Annotated in this window: 18 protein-coding genes and 1 rRNA gene; 10 read left to right on the forward strand and 9 right to left on the reverse strand. The window is 68.6% G+C overall.

The window, feature by feature from the left end; translation table 11 throughout:
• Nucleotides 1-220 precede the first annotated feature (220 nt).
• From ABZ470_RS03210 to ABZ470_RS03220, 3 genes are read right to left on the reverse strand one after another with little or no spacing between them, the layout of a single operon-like run.
• Nucleotides 221-1165, reverse strand: coding sequence for an NAD-dependent epimerase/dehydratase family protein (locus ABZ470_RS03210; RefSeq protein ID WP_352015091.1), 945 nt, complete (start codon nt 1163-1165; stop codon nt 221-223).
• Nucleotides 1166-1218: 53 nt separating this feature from the next.
• Nucleotides 1219-1485, reverse strand: a complete 267-nt coding sequence (gene rsrA, locus ABZ470_RS03215) for a mycothiol system anti-sigma-R factor (protein WP_362780414.1) — start codon at nt 1483-1485, stop codon at nt 1219-1221.
• 34 nt (nt 1486-1519) lie between these two features.
• Complete coding sequence (locus ABZ470_RS03220) at nt 1520-2125, reverse strand: sigma-70 family RNA polymerase sigma factor (protein ID WP_184720417.1); 606 nt, start codon at nt 2123-2125, stop codon at nt 1520-1522.
• A gap of 280 nt (nt 2126-2405) precedes the next feature.
• On the opposite strand from ABZ470_RS03220, the gene ABZ470_RS03225 reads away from it, so the two are divergent.
• The gene (locus tag ABZ470_RS03225; RefSeq protein WP_352015089.1) at nt 2406-3143 is read left to right on the forward strand and encodes a methyltransferase domain-containing protein; all 738 of its coding nucleotides are present in this window, start codon (nt 2406-2408) and stop codon (nt 3141-3143) included.
• Between the two features lie 7 nt (nt 3144-3150).
• Here the strand turns inward: ABZ470_RS03225 and ABZ470_RS03230 are convergent, their stop codons facing one another.
• Nucleotides 3151-3483, reverse strand: a complete 333-nt coding sequence (locus ABZ470_RS03230; protein ID WP_352015088.1) for a TraR/DksA C4-type zinc finger protein — start codon at nt 3481-3483, stop codon at nt 3151-3153.
• A gap of 191 nt (nt 3484-3674) precedes the next feature.
• On the reverse strand, nt 3675-4436 hold the full coding sequence (locus ABZ470_RS03235) for an SOS response-associated peptidase (RefSeq protein ID WP_362909623.1): 762 nt from the start codon (nt 4434-4436) through the stop codon (nt 3675-3677).
• Nucleotides 4437-4496: 60 nt separating this feature from the next.
• On the opposite strand from ABZ470_RS03235, the gene aroA reads away from it, so the two are divergent.
• Nucleotides 4497-5774 carry a 3-phosphoshikimate 1-carboxyvinyltransferase gene (gene aroA, locus ABZ470_RS03240; RefSeq protein WP_362909625.1) on the forward strand — a complete coding sequence of 426 codons (1278 nt, stop codon included), beginning with the start codon at nt 4497-4499 and terminating at the stop codon, nt 5772-5774.
• A gap of 49 nt (nt 5775-5823) precedes the next feature.
• Nucleotides 5824-6831 carry a ribosome small subunit-dependent GTPase A gene (rsgA, locus tag ABZ470_RS03245; protein ID WP_352015206.1) on the forward strand — a complete coding sequence of 336 codons (1008 nt, stop codon included), beginning with the start codon at nt 5824-5826 and terminating at the stop codon, nt 6829-6831.
• 11 nt (nt 6832-6842) lie between these two features.
• On the opposite strand, the gene ABZ470_RS03250 is transcribed toward rsgA, so the two are convergent.
• Nucleotides 6843-7286 carry a DUF4442 domain-containing protein gene (locus ABZ470_RS03250; RefSeq protein ID WP_352015085.1) on the reverse strand — a complete coding sequence of 148 codons (444 nt, stop codon included), beginning with the start codon at nt 7284-7286 and terminating at the stop codon, nt 6843-6845.
• A gap of 121 nt (nt 7287-7407) precedes the next feature.
• Between ABZ470_RS03250 and hisN the strand changes: the two genes are divergently transcribed.
• The 6 genes from hisN (at nt 7408) to ABZ470_RS03280 (ending at nt 13133) form a co-directional block, all read left to right on the forward strand.
• On the forward strand, nt 7408-8211 hold the full coding sequence (gene hisN / locus ABZ470_RS03255; protein ID WP_362909627.1) for a histidinol-phosphatase: 804 nt from the start codon (nt 7408-7410) through the stop codon (nt 8209-8211).
• Nucleotides 8212-8603: 392 nt separating this feature from the next.
• Entirely contained in the window at nt 8604-9722 is a 1119-nt protein-coding gene (pstS, locus tag ABZ470_RS03260) for a phosphate ABC transporter substrate-binding protein PstS (RefSeq protein WP_352015083.1), read from the forward strand.
• 4 nt (nt 9723-9726) lie between these two features.
• A complete protein-coding gene (gene pstC / locus ABZ470_RS03265; RefSeq protein ID WP_352015082.1) occupies nt 9727-10707 on the forward strand; it encodes a phosphate ABC transporter permease subunit PstC in 981 nt (326 codons plus the stop codon).
• Nucleotides 10704-11594: a phosphate ABC transporter permease PstA gene (gene pstA / locus ABZ470_RS03270; protein WP_352015081.1), complete on the forward strand. Its 891-nt coding sequence runs from the start codon at nt 10704-10706 to the stop codon at nt 11592-11594. The genes pstC and pstA overlap by 4 nt, the downstream gene beginning before the upstream one ends.
• A gap of 18 nt (nt 11595-11612) precedes the next feature.
• A complete protein-coding gene (gene pstB, locus ABZ470_RS03275) occupies nt 11613-12389 on the forward strand; it encodes a phosphate ABC transporter ATP-binding protein PstB (RefSeq protein WP_352015080.1) in 777 nt (258 codons plus the stop codon).
• Nucleotides 12390-12413: 24 nt separating this feature from the next.
• Nucleotides 12414-13133, forward strand: a complete 720-nt coding sequence (locus tag ABZ470_RS03280; RefSeq protein ID WP_352015079.1) for a response regulator transcription factor — start codon at nt 12414-12416, stop codon at nt 13131-13133.
• On the opposite strand, the gene ABZ470_RS03285 is transcribed toward ABZ470_RS03280, so the two are convergent.
• Nucleotides 13106-13921 carry a serine hydrolase gene (locus ABZ470_RS03285; protein WP_362909629.1) on the reverse strand — a complete coding sequence of 272 codons (816 nt, stop codon included), beginning with the start codon at nt 13919-13921 and terminating at the stop codon, nt 13106-13108. The two genes, ABZ470_RS03280 and ABZ470_RS03285, sit on opposite strands and share 28 nt — an antisense overlap.
• A gap of 361 nt (nt 13922-14282) precedes the next feature.
• Nucleotides 14283-15170, reverse strand: coding sequence for a phenylalanine 4-monooxygenase (locus ABZ470_RS03290; protein WP_352015077.1), 888 nt, complete (start codon nt 15168-15170; stop codon nt 14283-14285).
• 120 nt (nt 15171-15290) lie between these two features.
• On the opposite strand from ABZ470_RS03290, the gene ABZ470_RS03295 reads away from it, so the two are divergent.
• Nucleotides 15291-15758, forward strand: coding sequence for an Lrp/AsnC family transcriptional regulator (locus tag ABZ470_RS03295; RefSeq protein WP_352015076.1), 468 nt, complete (start codon nt 15291-15293; stop codon nt 15756-15758).
• Between the two features lie 744 nt (nt 15759-16502).
• On the opposite strand, the gene rrf is transcribed toward ABZ470_RS03295, so the two are convergent.
• A 5S ribosomal RNA gene (gene rrf, locus ABZ470_RS03300) occupies nt 16503-16594 on the reverse strand; the annotation flags it as partial.

The raw sequence follows: 16594 nt of genomic DNA on the forward strand, positions 1-16594 counted from the left end.
GGCCACCCTTGGGGTCCTACGCGCGCGTGCTCAGGTCCAGGAGATCCCCAGTCGGATGGGGGTGACCGTTTCCTTCAACATGCGCTGCCTCCATGTCGATTTCCCACTCAGGCTACAGAAGCCGAACAGGCCAAGACCGGCAGACGTGGAATCGCAAGCAAAGCGTAACCAATCCATCACCCCACGCCATCACGGACCATCCCGTACGGCTCGCACCCGGTTACGGCGCCGTACGCCTGGCCCTGGCCCAGTCGACGGTGACCTTCAGCCCGGCGGCCAGGTCCGTTCCCGGCCGCCAGCCGAGGCCCTCGAACGCCGGGGTGGGGTCGACCGCCATCGCCGGCAGGTCGCCGAGCCTGGCCGGCGCGCTGTCCGGCGCGTCGGGGGCCCCCGCCGCGGCGGCGACCAGGGAGTGCAGCGCCCGGTCCGTCGTCTCGACGCCCGTGCCCAGGTTGAACCTGCGGCCGTCGCCCTCCTGCCCGCAGGCCCGCGCGAAGCCGTCCACCACGTCGTCGACGAACACGTAGTCACGGGTCTGGGTGCCGTCGCCGTACACGACCGTGGGGGTGCCGTTGAGCAGGGCGTCGGTGAAGATGGCCACCACCCCCGCCTCCCCCTGCGGAGACTGGCGCGGGCCGTAGACGTTCGCGAGCACGAGCGTGGTGTACTCGATGCCGTACAACGCCCTGAAGGTCGCCAGGTAGGTCTCCGCGCTGAGCTTGGACGCCGCGTACGGCGAGCGCGGGTCGGTGGCCGCGTCCCCGGGCACCGGGATGACGGCGGGCCTGCCGTACACGGCGACGGAGGAGGCGAGGACGACCTTCCTGGTGCCGCCTCGGTGGGCGGCGGTCAGCACCGAGGCGGTCCCCTCGACGTTCAGCCTGGCGTCGTGGACGGGGTCGGCCACGCTCTTGCGCACACTGATCTGCGCGGCCAGGTGACAGATCACCTCGGGCCTGACCTCGGCGGCCAGGCCGATCAGGGCCGGGTCGCGGATGTCCATCTCGTGCAGGGAGAAGCGCGGGCTCTCGGCCGCGGCGGCGAGGTTGCCCCGGTCTCCACCGGACAGGTCGTCGACCGCGGTGACCTCGTGGCCGTCGGCCAGCAGCCGGTCGACCAGGGTGGAACCGATGAACCCGGCCCCACCGGTGACGAGTATCCGCATGCCCAACCCCCAGGTCTCTCGTTTGGCACAGCCGTACGAGAGATCCTAAGAGGTCAGCCCCTCAGTTCGGAGCGGACCTGCTCGATCCGGCCGAGCACCTTGGCACGCAGGTCCTCGGAGGCCTTGTCACAGCCGCAGTGTTTGGCGATCAGCTGCTTGACCACCTGTTCGAGACCGTACTCCTCCAGGCAGGGGCCGCACTCGTCCAGGTGCACGCGGATGTCGGCGCAGTTGCCCTCGTCCAGCTCGCCGTCGAGGTAGGTGTAGACCTTCTCCAGGACGTCCCGGCAGTCGGTGGCGTGGGGCTTTCCACAGCTCATGCGATCACCTCGCCACAGAAGTCGCCGTGCTCGCTCACTTCGCACCCTCCGCGGGGACCAGACCACGCTCACGGGCGTAGTCCTCAAGTTGCGTCCGCAGCTGACGCCTGCCGCGGTGGAGCCTCGACATCACGGTCCCGATGGGCGTGCCCATGATGTCGGCGATTTCCTTGTAGGGGAAGCCCTCCACGTCGGCGAGGTAGACCGCGATGCGGAACTCCTCGGGCAGGGCGGCGAGCGCCTGCTTGACGTCACTGTCGGGGAGGTGTTCGAGCGCCTCGATCTCCGCCGACTTCAGGCCGCCGGAGGTGTGCGACTCGGCCCTGGCGAGCTGCCAGTCCTCGATCTCCTCGGCGCCCGACTGCTTGGGCTCCCGCTGCTTCTTGCGGTAGCTGTTGATGAAGGTGTTGGTCAGGATGCGATACAGCCAGGCCTTGAGGTTCGTGCCTTCCTGGAACTGGTGGAAGGACGCGAAGGCCTTGGCGAAGGTCTCCTGAAGGAGGTCTTCGGCATCCGCCGGGTTCCGGGTCATCCGAAGGGCCGCGGAGTAAAGCTGGTCGAGATAGGGCATGACATCCCGTTCGAACCGCGCGCTCCGCTGCTCCAGAGTCTCCTCGTCTGTCGCAGGGACCGGACCCACCCCCTTAGTATCGCCGGAGTCCTGCTGACGCGGGACGCCGTACTGAGCGGAGAATACCCGCTCATCAGGGAATGACCGATCACCGGGGCGGACGACGGGTTCGATCAAGGCGAGCATCGGCTGGCCAACCTCCCGAAAGGATCTGTGTTGTCCGCTGCAACACCCCCGCCCGGCCATCTGTTCCCACAAGATAGAAGGTGACGAACACCCCGGTGTGGGGAAAACCATACGTACCGGTAGGTACTGGAGACCACCGGAAACCAGACGCCAGGAGCCGCTTGTGCTGCCCATCCCGGCCGAAGAGCTGAACGGCTCAGGAACGCTCGGGCCGTACTGGACCTTTTACCGAGCCGTAGCCGCCGAGCAACTGAGCCGCTGGCTGCCGGAGAGCCCCTCGACCGTCCTCGACCTGTCCGGGGGCAGGGGCCGCTGGTCCGCCCAGGCCGCCAGAGCCGGGCACCGGGTGCTGGAGGTCGTCGACTTCCGCAGGGCCGTCGAGGGACAGGCGCTGCACGACGCCTCGAAGGTCCGCCAGGTACGTGCCGACGACCTGCGCTTCCTGCCCGACGAGAGCATGGACGCCGTGCTCGCCGAGGAACGCGCGATGTCGGTCGAGCTCATGGCCGAGTCCGCGATGGGCGACGTCGCCAGAGTGCTGCGCCCCGGCGGGCGGGCCCTGGTCTGCGTCGACTCCCTGGTGCTGGGGATGGCGATCCTCGCCGAGCAGAACTACTGGGCCCACCTGCGCCAGACGGACGAGGTCATGCTCGTGCCCTGGCCGGACGGCAGCATCACCCGCTGCTTCAGCAGCGGCCAGCTCCGCGAGCTGCTCACCGGCGCGGGGCTGGAGGTCGAGTGGATACGGCCCCGCACGGTGCTGTCCCCCTCGACGGTCGACCACGTCCTGGCCTCCGACTCCAGGGCGCTCACCTGGCTGGTCAACACCGAGCTTGAGGCGCACCCGGACGACGACGACACCGTCGGCATCCACCTGGTGGCCAGCGCCAGACGGGTGTGAGGAGCGTTCAGCGGCGGCGTTCGCGCCGCGACTGACACCGGACACAGCGGGCGGCCTCGGGGCGCGCCTCAAGCCTGCCCTCCGGTACGGCCTGGCCGCAGTCGGCGCAGCGGCCGTAGACCCCCTCCTCCAGACGTCTGAGCGCGTCGGCGACCGCGCGGCGCTGCACGGTCGCCGCCTCCAGCATGGCCAGCGTCCGGTCGGCGTCGGTCAGGACGGATCCGGCGTCCGCGAGGGAACGTTCCCATCCGGCCAGTGGGTCCCCTCGCAGAACCCCGATGGACCGGTCGAGCTCGGCGAGCATGCTCTCCAGGCGCATGCGCACGGTCGCGGCGTCCACGAATCCGCACCTCCGCAGGGTGGGGGCGGCCTGTGAAGGGATTTCCCCGACTTCTCCCGTCAGGCGGCAAGACGATGAGGTCTGCGGGCGAACGCCCCACCGATGGCGCCATGAGGCATCGCTCCCTCAGCGGATGCCCGCTACGGAGGGTTTCCACACCGTTTACCGAGAGGTTTCCTTTCCCGGCTCTTTCAGAACAGCGCCTGACCGTCTCCTCGGTCCTCGGGGAGCGGCTCCACGAGTTCGGGACCGTTGTTGCGCACCGAGTTCACCGCGCTTGAGACGGGATAGGCCGTCAGCCCCGCCGAGGCGGCGGGCACCAGGAACTCCTCCGCCTCGGGGACGCCGGGGTCGAGCCACTGCGCCCAGCGGTCCCGTTCGATCAGCATCGGCATCCGCTCGTGGATGGCGCCCAGTTCGTCACGGGCCGTGGTGGTGACGACCGCGCAGGTCGTCAGCCAGGCGAGCGGATCGTCCTCGGCCCTGCCCTTGTCGCGCCAGAACTCGTAGATCCCCGCCATCGCCATGACCTCGCCGTCGGCGGGGTGGATGAAATAGGGCTGCTTCTTCGGCCTCTTGGCCGTCCCGCCCTCCTCAAGCACCGCCCACTCGTAGTAGCCGTCCGCGGGCAACAGGCACCTGCGCTGGGCGAACGCCCTGCGGAAGGACGGCTTCTCCGCGATCGTCTCCACCCGCGCGTTGATCATCTTCGAGCCGATCGACGGGTCCTTCGCCCAGGCCGGGACCAGTCCCCATTTGACGATCCGCAGCTGCCGTACCGCCCGGTCGCCCGGACCCTCCTTGGGCACGCGGCTGAGGATCGCGTAGACCGGCTTGGTCGGCGCGACGTTGTAGTCCGGCCCCAGGTCCTCCTCCGCGGCGCCGTCCAGTTCGACCTCGAACTCCTCAAGCAGCTCCTGCTTCGGTCGCGTGGACGCGTATCTCCCGCACATATCCCCCACCTTGCCACGCCTTCGAAGGCGCGGGCCCCTCATCCCGGTAGGCTTTTGCCCATGTCCGCTCCGCTGTGGCCCGCACCTACCGCGACCTCTCCCGTCCACGCGACCGTCTCCCTTCCCGGGTCGAAGTCCGTGACCAACCGCGCGCTGCTGCTCGCCACCCTGGCAGAGGGCCCCGGCACCGTACGGCGGGCGCTGCGCAGCCGTGACTCCGACCTCATGGCCCAGGCCCTGCGGGCGCTCGGCGCCACGATGACCCCGTCCGGCGAGAGCGCCTCAAGCTCCGACTGGACCATCACCCCCGGTCCGGTCGTCAGCGGGGCGCACATCGAGGTGGGGCTGGCGGGCACGGTGATGCGGTTCGTGCCGCCGGTGGCCGCGCTGGCCGACGGTGAGGTCTCCTTCGACGGCGACCCGCACGCGCGCAAACGCCCCATGGGGGTGATCCTGGACGCGCTGCGCGCCCTCGGCGCCCAGGTGCGCGGCGACGCGCTGCCGTTCACCGTACGCGGCCCGCTGTCCGGCGGCGAGGTCACGCTCGACGCCTCCGGCTCCTCGCAGTTCCTCTCCGGCCTGCTGCTGACCGGTTCCCGCTTCGACAAGGGCGTCACCGTACGGCACCAGGGCCCGCCCATCCCCTCACAGCCGCACATCCTGATGACCGTCTCGATGCTGCGCGAGTACGGCGTCCACGTCGACGACTCCGAGCCCGACGTCTGGCGGGTCGAGCCCGGGCCGATCGCGGCCAGGGACTTCACCGTCGAACCCGACCTGTCGAACGCGGCGCCGTTCCTCGCCGCCGCGATGATCACGGGTGGCTCGGTCACCGTGCCGGACTGGCCGACGAACACGACACAGCCGGGTGACCAGCTCAGAAGCCTGCTGGCGGACATGGGCGCCTCGGTCGAGCACACTCCGCTCGGCCTGACGGTCACCGGCACCGGGAGCGTCCACGGCATCGAGGCCGACCTGCGTGACGTGGCCGAACTGACCCCGACGATCGCCGCGCTGGCCGCGCTGGCCGACTCGCCCAGCCGCATCGGCGGCGTCGCCCACATCCGCGGACACGAGACCGACCGTCTGGCCGCCCTGGTCGCGGAGATCAACGGACTCGGCGGCGACGCGAACGAGACGGCGGACGGCCTGGAGATCAGGCCGCGTCCGCTCAGAGGCGGCGTCTTCCACTCCTACGCCGACCACAGGATGGCGACCGCGGGCGCGGTGATCGGCCTGGCGGTGCCCGGTGTCGAGGTCGAGGACATCGCGACCACCGGCAAGACCCTGCCCGAGTTCGCCTCCATGTGGGCGGACATGCTGCGGGAGACGCGTTGAGGACCGGGTTCCGGGTCTTCGGGGTCATGGACGGATCGAGGCGGCGAAACTGAGAAAGCGGGAGTACGACGAGGACGACGTCAGGATCCGGCCGGGGAAGGGCTCCCGGCCCCGGACGCGGATTCGTCCTGCGCACGAGGACGCGGTCGAGGGCTTCGTGGTCGCGGTCGACCGCGGCCGATACACCTGCCTGGTCGAGCCGCCGAAGAAGGACAGCCGGATCGTCGTCGCCATGAAGGCCAGAGAGCTGGGCCGCAAGGGCATCGTGGTCGGTGACCGGGTCGCCCTGGTCGGGGACGTCTCCGGCGACTCCGACACGCTGGCCCGTGTCGTCCGCGTCGAGCCCCGCAGCTCCATGCTCCGCCGTTCCGCGGACGACACCGACAACACCGACGGCATCGAGCGTCCCGTGGTCGCCAACGCCGACCAGCTCGTGATCGTGACGGCCCTGGCGGACCCGCCGCCCCGGCCCCGCATGATCGACCGGATGCTGGTCGCGGCGTTCGACGCCGACATCGAGCCGATGCTGTGCCTCACCAAGGCCGACCTGTCCTCACCGGAGGATCTGGTCTCCCTCTACGCCCCGCTGGGCGTGCCGTACGTGGTGCTGCACAAGGGCGGTCCTCTCGACGAGATCAGGCATCGCCTCCTCGACCGGGTCAGCGTGCTGGTCGGCCATTCGGGCGTGGGCAAGTCGACCCTGGTCAACGCCCTGGTCCCGGACGCCAACCGGGCCGTCTCCCACGTCAACGCGGTGACCGGCCGGGGCCGCCACACCTCGACCTCGGCCGTCGCCCTTGAGCTCCCCGAGGGCGGGTGGATCATCGACACGCCCGGCGTGCGCAGCTTCGGGCTGGCGCACGTGTCCGTCGAGACCGTCCTGGCGGGCTTCCCCGACCTGGTCGAGGGCACCGTCGAGTGCCCGAAGGGCTGCAGTCACCTGGGCGAGGAGTGCGCCCTCGACGCCTGGGTCGAGGCGGGCCACGCCGACCCCGCCCGGCTCGTCTCGCTGCGCCGCCTGCTCGCCAGCCGCGAGGGCGCCGCCGACGACGACTGATCCCGTACGGCTCAGCGGTTGGGACGCAGGGTCCAGGTGACGGTCACCTCGCAGACCGGCGTGCCGTCGGCCGTGCCGACGGTGACCGCGACCTCGAACTCGGGGCGCTCCCCCGCGTCCAACCTGGCCACGACCTCCTCCCTGGAGGCCGAAAGGCGCGCCTCGGCGACGACCTCGCCCATCGCCAGCTTCACGTAGCGGACCGCGGCACCGACGGCCAGCGGGGTGGCCCGTGTCAACTGGTCGCCGAAGGCCGACAGCATCGCGGCGCCGGAGGCGGACTCGGCGAGGGTGAACAGCGCTCCCGCGTGCGGGCCGCCCACGTGGTTGCGCAGGTCGGGACGGTCGGGCATCCGCGCGACCGCGATTCCGTGCCCGACCCTGTCGAAGGTGATGTCCAGCGTCCGTGCGAACGGAACGCTCTGCAGCATGAAGGCACCCACGTCGAACGTCATGACCGCATGCTACTCGCGGGTAACACCCGATGTTCCCGACCATTCGCATGACGCGCCGCAATCCCCCCGCATCTTCCTCCACCTCCTATAACCGACCGGCGACGCGATAGCGTGGCCCAACGTGACGGACTACAACGACGACCTACGCCTGGCACACGTCCTGGCCGACGCCGCCGACGACCTGACCATGCGCCGCTTCAAGGCCGTGGACCTGAAGGTCGAGACCAAGCCGGACCTCACACCGGTGAGCGACGCCGACCGGGCGGTCGAGGAGGTCATCCGCAACACACTCGGCCGGGCCCGCCCGCGTGACGCGGTGATCGGTGAGGAGTTCGGCAGCACCGGGAACGGCTCCCGTTCCTGGATCGTCGACCCGATCGACGGCACCAAGAACTACGTGCGGGGCGTCCCCATCTGGGCCACGCTCATCGCCCTGATGGACCAGGGCAGGGTCGTCGTCGGACTGGTCTCCGCCCCCGCGCTCGGCCGGCGCTGGTGGGCCGCCCACGGCAGCGGCGCCTGGACGGGCAAGAGCCTCACCAAGGCCACCCGTTGCCAGGTCTCCTCGGTCTCCCGTCTCGACGACGCCTCCTTCTCCTACTCCAGCTTCGGCGGGTGGGAGGAGGCGGGCAGACTCCCCGAGTTCCTCGACCTGAACAGGGCGGTCTGGCGCAGCCGCGCCTACGGCGACTTCTGGTCACACATGCTGGTCGCCGAGGGGGCGGTCGACCTGTCCGCCGAGCCGGAACTGTCCCCCTGGGACATCGCGGCGCTGACGGTGATCGTCGAGGAGGCCGGCGGCATCTGGACGGACCTGTCCGGAGCCTCCGGCCTGGACGGCGGCAGCCTGGTGTGCAGCAACGGCCTCCTGCACGCCGAAGCCCTCAAGCGCCTCGGCGGCGGCCCGCTCACCCTGCCCGTGTGACGCCGCCTGCGGGGTTTCGGCCCCGCAGGCCAAGCCATTCGAAGAGACCGTTTCCAGGCCCCCGGTGAACCCACCCGGTACGGCCGGGCGCCCCGGCATTCGCTCGATGATCACCGGCCGTTCACCTGATGGGCCGTTCGATCGTTCACGACCTCCCGGGAACCGTTCAATCCGGTTAGGCCCCGTCTGGGCAGTTCAGCACACCCATATCCTGGTGTCCGGCGGGTATGCCACCGGCAACCGCACCCGGAGAGCGCTCCAAGTCCGGCCCAAGGGATCGCCACGACAGCGACCGGATGCATTCATTTTGCGTTCATCTTTCTACCGGTTTTGAGTCACCTTGCCTCCCTACTCTCCTGAACGTTGAAGGACTTAGTGGGAGGAACCCAACCGTGAAGTATGCAGGCCGGCTCGCCGCGGTCACCCTTGTTGGCGCGCTCTCGCTCGCTGCGTGCGGCACCGATAACAACGGCGGCTCCGCCAACGGCTCCACACCGGCCACCGACGCCTCGTCGGCCGGATCGGGCTCCGGCGGCCTCAGCGGCACGATCAACGCCGCCGGCTCCTCGGCCCAGGCCAACGCCATCGACGAGTGGAAGAAGAACTTCCAGCAGGCGAACTCGGGGGTCAGCCTCAACTACCAGCCCAGCGGCTCCGGCGCCGGCATCCAGGCCTTCATCCAGGGCACGGTCTCGTTCGCGGGTTCCGACTCGGCCCTCAAGGACGACAAGGGCGAGCCCGCCCAGGCCGACGCCCGTTGCAAGACCGGCAAGGCGATCAACCTCCCCATGGTGATCGGCCCCGTGGCCGTGGTCTACAACCTGCCCGGTGTGGACAACCTGCAGCTCTCGCCCAAGACCATCGGCGACATCTTCAACAGCAAGATCACCAAGTGGGACGATGAGGCGATCAAGAAGGACAACCCCGACGCCAAGCTCCCCTCGACGGCGATCCAGGCCTTCCACCGCTCGGAGGAGTCGGGCACCAGCGACAACTTCACCAAGTTCCTGTCCAAGACCGCCGACTGGCCGTACGAGCCCGCCAAGGCGTGGCCCGCCGAGGCCAAGGGCCAGGGCGCCAAGGGCTCCGACGGCATCGCGCAGGCGGTCAAGACCGGTGTCGGCGCGATCAGCTACGTCGAGCTCTCCTTCGCCGAGAACTCCGGCCTGTCCAAGGCCAAGGTCGCCAACGGCTCCGGCGAGTTCGTCGAGCTGACCCCGGAGAGCGCGGGCAAGACGGTCGAGGCCGCCGAGATCACCGGCCAGGGCAACGACCTGAAGCTGAGCATCGACTACGCGACCAAGGCCGCAGGCGCCTACCCGATCGTCCTGGTGACCTATGAGATCACCTGCGAGAAGGGTCTCCCCGAGGACCAGTCCAAGCTCGTCAAGGCCTTCCTGACCTACACCGCCAGCGACGAGGGCCAGCAGGCGCTGACCAACCTCGGCTACGCCCCGCTGCCTGCGACGCTGGTCGCCAAGGTCCGCACCGCCGTCGAGGCGATCTCCTAAGTTGATGGCCACGTCACTTCGTACTCGCGACGGCGGGCCGGCCACCGGCCGGCCCGCCTCGCGGCGCAGCCGAGGTGAGACCCCCTTCCGATACGCCTCGACGGGTGCCGGAATCCTCCTGCTGGCGATCATGGCGGCCATCGCCGTCTTCCTGATCGTCGAGGCGGTTCCCGCCCTCCAGGCCAACCAAGGAAGCTTCCTGGGGACCCTCACCTGGACGCCGAACAACACCGAGCCGTCCTTCGGTATCGCGGCCCTGGCGTTCGGCACCCTGCTCAGCTCGCTCCTCGCCCTGGTCATGGCCGTGCCCGTGGCCGTCGGGGTCGCGCTGTTCATCTCCCACTACGCTCCCCGCCGTCTGGCCGGCGTCCTGGGCTACGTCATCGACCTGCTCGCCGCGGTGCCCAGCGTCATCTACGGCCTGTGGGGCGTCATCTTCCTCGTCCCGCTCGTCCAGGGGCCCTACGAGTTCATCAACGAGTACCTCGGGTTCATCCCGCTGTTCGGCGGCGAATCGGTCGGCGGCCACTCGATCATGACCGCCTCGATCATCCTTGCGATCATGATTCTGCCGATCATCGCGGCGATCTCCCGGGAGGTCTTCCTCCAGGTGCCGCGGATGCACGAGGAGGCGGCGCTGGCCCTCGGCGCGACCCGCTGGGAGGTCGTCAAGACCGCGGTGCTGCCCTTCGGACGACCCGGCGTCATCAGCGCCTCCATGCTCGGCCTCGGCCGCGCCATGGGCGAGACCATCGCCGTCGCCCTCATCTTCCCCGCGACGTTCGGCATCAACTTCCACATCCTCGCTCCCGAGGGCAACAGCATCGCCGCCAACATCGCCAACGGGTTCGCCGAGGCGGGTCCGGTCGGCCGTGGCGCGCTGATCGCCTCCGGTCTGGTGCTGTTCATCATCACGCTGCTGGTCAACACGGCGGCACGCCTGATCGTCGCCCGCCGCAAGGAGTTCTCCGGAGCAGCCGCATGACCGCGATCCAGCACGCGCCCGCGATCCGGCGCATCTCCGCAGGCAGACGCGCCAAGGACAAGATCGTCCATGGGCTCGTCTACCTGTCGTTCGCCATCGCCGTCGTACCGCTGCTCTCCGTCCTCTGGCTGGTGCTCAGCAACGGCTTCGCCAGGCTCAACATGGAGTTCCTGACCCACTCGATGCGCAACGTCGGGGCCAGGGACGCGGGCGGCGGCGCCTACCACGCCATCATCGGCACCCTTGAGCAGGTCCTGCTGGCGTCGGTCATCTCGATCCCCATCGGCCTGCTCACCGCGATCTACCTCGTCGAGTACGGCAGAGGCGGACGACTGAGCCGGGCGATCAGCTTCTTCGTCGACGTCATGACCGGCATCCCCTCCGTGGTCTCCGGCCTGTTCATCCTGGCCTTCTGGATCCTGGCCCTGGGGATGCCCTTCTCCGGTTTCGCGGGCGCCCTCGCCCTGTCGATCCTGATGATGCCGACCGTGGTGCGCTCCGCCGAGGAGATGCTCCTGCTGGTCCCCAACGACCTGCGCGAGGCCTCGTACGCGCTGGGCGTGCCCAAGTGGCGGACGATCGTCAAGGTCGTCCTGCCGACCGCGTTCACCGGCATCGTGACCGGCGTCATGCTGGCCATCGCCCGTGTCGCGGGTGAGACGGCGCCTCTGCTGCTCACCGTCTTCTTCACCGACTCCATCAACACCGACCCCTTCAACGGGCCGCAGATGGGGTTGCCGCTCTATGTGTTCGACCAATCGGCCCGTCCCACCGACGTCGCCATTGACCGGGCGTGGGCCGGAGCGCTCACGCTCATTCTGATCGTCATGCTGCTCAACCTGGTGGCGCGCCTCATCGGCTGGTGGCGCTCGCCCGCCAGACGATAGGAAGGAGGAACGTCGCAGATGAGCCAGCAGATCCAGGTTTCAAGCCTCGACGCGTACTACGGAAAGCACAAGGCGATCGAGGACATCTCGATGACGATCGAGCCTCAGTCGATCACCGCCTTCATCGGCCCCTCCGGATGTGGCAAGTCCACCTTCCTGCGGACGCTGAACCGCATGCACGAGGTCATCCCCGGCGCCCGCGTCGACGGCAAGGTCCTGCTCGACGGCGAGGACCTCTACGCCCCCGACGTCGAGCCTGTCTCGGTGCGCCGCATGATCGGCATGGTCTTCCAGCGCCCCAACCCGTTCCCCACGATGTCGATCTACGAGAACGTGGCGGCCGGCCTCAAGCTCAACGGCGGATACGCCAAGTCCGAGATGGACGGCATCGTCGAGACCTCGCTGAAGGGATCGAACCTCTGGAACGAGGTCAAGGACCGTCTGAACAAGCCGGGAGCGGGCCTGTCCGGCGGTCAGCAGCAGCGCCTGTGCATCGCCAGGGCCATCGCGGTCAAGCCCGAGGTCCTGCTGATGGACGAGCCCTGCTCCGCCCTCGACCCGATCTCCACCCTGGCGATCGAGGACCTGATGTCCGAGCTGAAGAGCCAGTTCACGATCATCATCGTGACGCACAACATGCAGCAGGCCGCCCGGGTCAGCGACCGTACCGCGTTCTTCAACCTCGCAGGTCAGGGCCAGCCTGGCCGAGTGATCGAGATGGACGACACGTCCCGCATCTTCACCAACCCCAGCCAGAAAGCGACCGAGGACTACATCACCGGCCGCTTCGGATAAACCAACCCCATAAGGAGGACCCGGGTGATCCAGCCGCAGACGGCACCCGAGGTGAGCGGGGACACCCGGACAGCGCCCCTGCTGCTGGTGGCGGATCCGGAATCGGCTCTGGTCCAGGGTCTGGCCAACGCCCTCGAACGCGAGGGAATCGAGGTCATGGGCGTCGCCGACGGCGCCCAGGCCCTGTTGCAGGCCGGGGCGCTCCAACCCGACGTGGTACTCGTCAGCGCCTCACTGCCGGTCATCGGCGCGGTGGAGTTCATCCGCGCGGTACGGCTGACGCGGGCGGTACCCGTCCTGCTGGGCGTGGGAGACAACCACGCCGAACAGGCCGTCCAGGCACTCTCGGCCGGCGCCACCGCCTGTGTGGCCCGGCCGTACCGCGTGCCTGAACTCCTTCCTCTGGTACAGGCCGCCTTCTCCGGAGAGTCTGGCATGCGCCGTACGCTTGTGGTGGGCAACGTGGAACTCGACGTCAACGCCTACCAGGTCAAGGTCAGCGGGCGGACCGTCCATCTGCCCCTGCGGGAGTTCGAACTGCTGCACTACCTGATGCGCAACGCGCATCGCACGGTGACCCGGGAGCAGATAATGCGCCACGTCTGGAACTCCACGGACACCACCTCGACCAACACCATCGCGGTGCACGTCAAACGACTGCGGGCCCGCCTCGGCGACACCGACGACCAGCTGATCCAGACCGTCAGGGGCGTCGGTTACCGGCTGGTCGACAAGGCCGCCTGATCCTCGGCGCCGGTCGGTGGACGACCGGCGCCGTTCGCGCACTCTCCACCGCGGAAGGCCGCCAGCACACGCCTGGCCGTACCCTCGGCCACCGCGATACCCGCGTCCTTCCTCGGCCCGTCCTCGGTGAGTACGGCGACGGCGTAGTCATGACCGGGCTCCCGGATCAGGCCGACACTGGCGACGGCCCAGAGCCTGTTGGCCACGTGGTGCAGCCAGCCGTTCTTCAACGCGACCCGGCCTCCGTCGCAGGCCGCGGCGCTGATCCCCCACGCCTGCCTGGCGACCACCTTCCGCATCAGCCCGAGCACCTGTTCACGGTCCCCTTCCGGCAGCAGGTCCCGGTGCCCGGCCAGGATTCCGACAAGCCTTACCTGGTCCTCCGCGACCGTCTGCGTGATGCCCCAGCAGTACAGCCCCGCGCACCGGCCCGGTGGAGCGTAGGTGGCGCCAAGCCCGAACCTCCGGTTCGCCCGCGCCAGACCGTCCTGCAGCCCGATGCGCTCGTAGAGCCGGTCGGCCGCCGCGTTGTCGCTGATGCGGATCATCCTCTCCGCGTCCCGCCTGGTCCGCGCGTCCAGCTCGCGCCAGGGCGTGTCGAGCAGCAGCGCCATCAGGATGTCGACCTTCGAGACGCTGGCGGTCGGCAACCGCAGATCACCGTGGTAGACGTACGAGCGGCCGGTGCTGAGATCGCGCGCCGCGGCCGCGACGCGGACGCCACGCCCCGAGAGGAACCGGTCGAGCTTCCGGGTGAGCCTTGAGGCGACGACCTTCGGCGAGGCCACCGTCCTCCTCGGCTCCTCCTTCGGCGCCTCCCCCGAAGGCGCCGGTTCCTCCGTCGGAACGGGCGACCGCGACATGGGAAAGGCCTTGGCGGACGTCACGCCCACGGGCGCGCACCCCCATGTCAGCCCGGTTGTCAGCACGGCGACCGTCACGGCGGCTCGGCGTGTCATCCTCGTCGTCAGATCGGGGCTTCCCCAGTCCATGATCGAGGTCTATCCCACCGGACGAGGACGGAAGCCGGCGCGGGCAAACCCAGCCCGAAGAGTGGACAAGTCCTTGATCAGCGAGCGGGCCCGGCCTCCAGCCCTTCCGTCTTCAGATGGCGGCCTACGGTGAGGATCGCCGCTGAGAGGCCGTCCCTCAGCGGGCGTCGGCTACCAGTCTGGCGATGGACTCGTCGTCACATGTGGCCCAGAATTCTCCGACCACGTCCTCAAGGTGGTCCAGAGAGTCAGCCCGGAAGAGAACATCCTGATATTTCGTGATGTCGTACTGAGTGGTGCCCATACGGGCGACGTCCAACGGCCGGATGTCCATCCCGCGGAACTCCTCGATCTCCCCGTAGGAGGACAGAATGCCCGCGCCGTACGCCCGTAGCTCACCCTGGTCGGTCATCACGCCGAACTCCAGGGTGAACCAGAAGACCTTCGAGATGAACTCCAGCGCCGCGTCGCTCTCGACTCGACGCGCCGCGCCACCCGCCAGGCGGTACAGCCTCGCGTAACGGTCGGAGGCCAGCGAGTTGGCGTGTCCGATCACCTCGTGGATCACGTCAGGTTCCGGCGTGTAGAGCGGTGTCGAGTGGTGCCTGATGTACTGCGTCGAGTGGAAGAACCCCTCGGCCAGCACACCGTAGAACTCACGCAGCGGCACCAACCCTGCGGCGGGGATGTAACGGAAGCCGGTGAGCGGATACAGCAGCTCGCTGACCTCCTGGAGCTGCGGAATCCTCTCGCGGGGCAGACCGAGCCTCTCGACGGCGTTCAGATACTCCGCCGTGGCGTACACGCGGTGCTTGGTCGCCAGCTCACGGCTGACCAGCGTCCACACCTCGTGCTCCTGCGGGGTGTACTCGGCCGTCGGAATGGGCGTACCCGGCACGTAGTCGACCGCCAGCGCCGCGATGGCGTTGCGCCGAGCACGATAGACGGGGTCGGCGAACCCGGGGTGACTGGCGGCCAGCTCGACCTCCACCGTGCCGTCGTCACGGGTCGCCACCGGTGCGAAGTACTGTGCTTCTTCGAACATACATAAAATGACAGCAATCCCAAGAAACGTTGGCAAGAGAGAGCAGTTTTACTACTCGATCCGCGCAAGATCGCATGGTCAGACCTACCTATGACTGGTCATATCGCCTAGTCTGATGCGGTGTCCATAGACGACCTTGACAGTCGCCTCCTGGTGACGATGCGAGCCAACCCCCGGATAGGCCTCACCGAGCTGGCCCGCCTGCTCGGTGTCGCCAGAGGCACGGTCCAAGCCCGCGTCGAGAAACTCATCAACCGCGGTGTGATCGCCGACTTCGGCCCAACCGTCACCCCCGAGGGAGTCGGCTACCCCATTCTGGCCTTCGTCTCCCTGCAGATCGCCCAGGGACGGCTGGCCGAGGCCGTAGAGGCCCTACGCCCCCTCCCAGAGATCCTTGAGGTGTATGGCACCAGCGGCCAGGCCGACCTGCTCTGCCGCGTCGTCGCGCGGAGCACACCCGACCTCCAGGAGATCATCGCCCGGATTCTGGCCTCGCCGGCAGTGCAACGCACCGACACGACGATCGCCCTGTCCGTCCAGGTCCCCTATCGAATCGAGCCGCTGCTCCACACCGCGCCGAACAACTGATCACCGGACCCCTGCCTTTCACGAAGGCCATGATCGCCCGGCTGTTGAGGCCGTCAGGCGAGTACCGCCCCTTCGACCGCACCCAACCCACCGTCACCCACTGTCCCCAAAATCTTGACCCCCTTCGCACCCAACCCTTCCCCCAAGGCCTTGGCTCCCCTCCCCCTGCCCCACGGCCCTGTGCGTCCCTTCACCACGCCTTCAGAGAAGGTACGGCTCGCTCCCGACCCGATGCCGGGACCGTGGGGACCGTCGGACACCGGCCGCCGGAGGAGCCGGCCCTTCGGCCTTCTCCGGCCCCCGACCCGGGACCTCATCGTCCGCAGCCAGGGCCGTCCACGACCAGGGCGAACAGGATCAACCTGACCACCCCGTGGACCCCCGCCGGCAGACAACACCTCCCCCGAGACCGCTGCCGGAGGCTGCTGCTGAACCAGAAAAGAAACAGCCCCGACGGCGAAGCCACCCCGCACCAGAGAAAGGGGCAGCCTCACCGCCCCTCACCCCTGGAAGACCGGATGAAGCCGACCGGACGAGCGGTAACCATCCTGTCCAGCGAACCCCACACCCTCCCACCCCGCTCCTGAAACAAAAAAGGGGCAGCTTTCGCCACCCCACACCCAGGGAACAACCCCCAACAGCCACACACAAAAAACGGGGGGCGGCCCCCAGCCACCCCCACACACCACCCCAAAAACAAAAAAAAGGGGAGCCACCCAAAAGGATGACCCCCCCACAAAGATTGTCCGGCGGCGACCTACTCTCCCACACCGTCCCCGGTGCAGTACCATCGGCGCTGAAGAGCTTAACTTCCGGGTTCGGAATGTAACCGGGTG

Origin of the sequence: Streptosporangium sp. NPDC020072 (genome assembly GCF_040631445.1) — a bacterium.
GTDB lineage: Bacteria > Actinomycetota > Actinomycetes > Streptosporangiales > Streptosporangiaceae > Streptosporangium.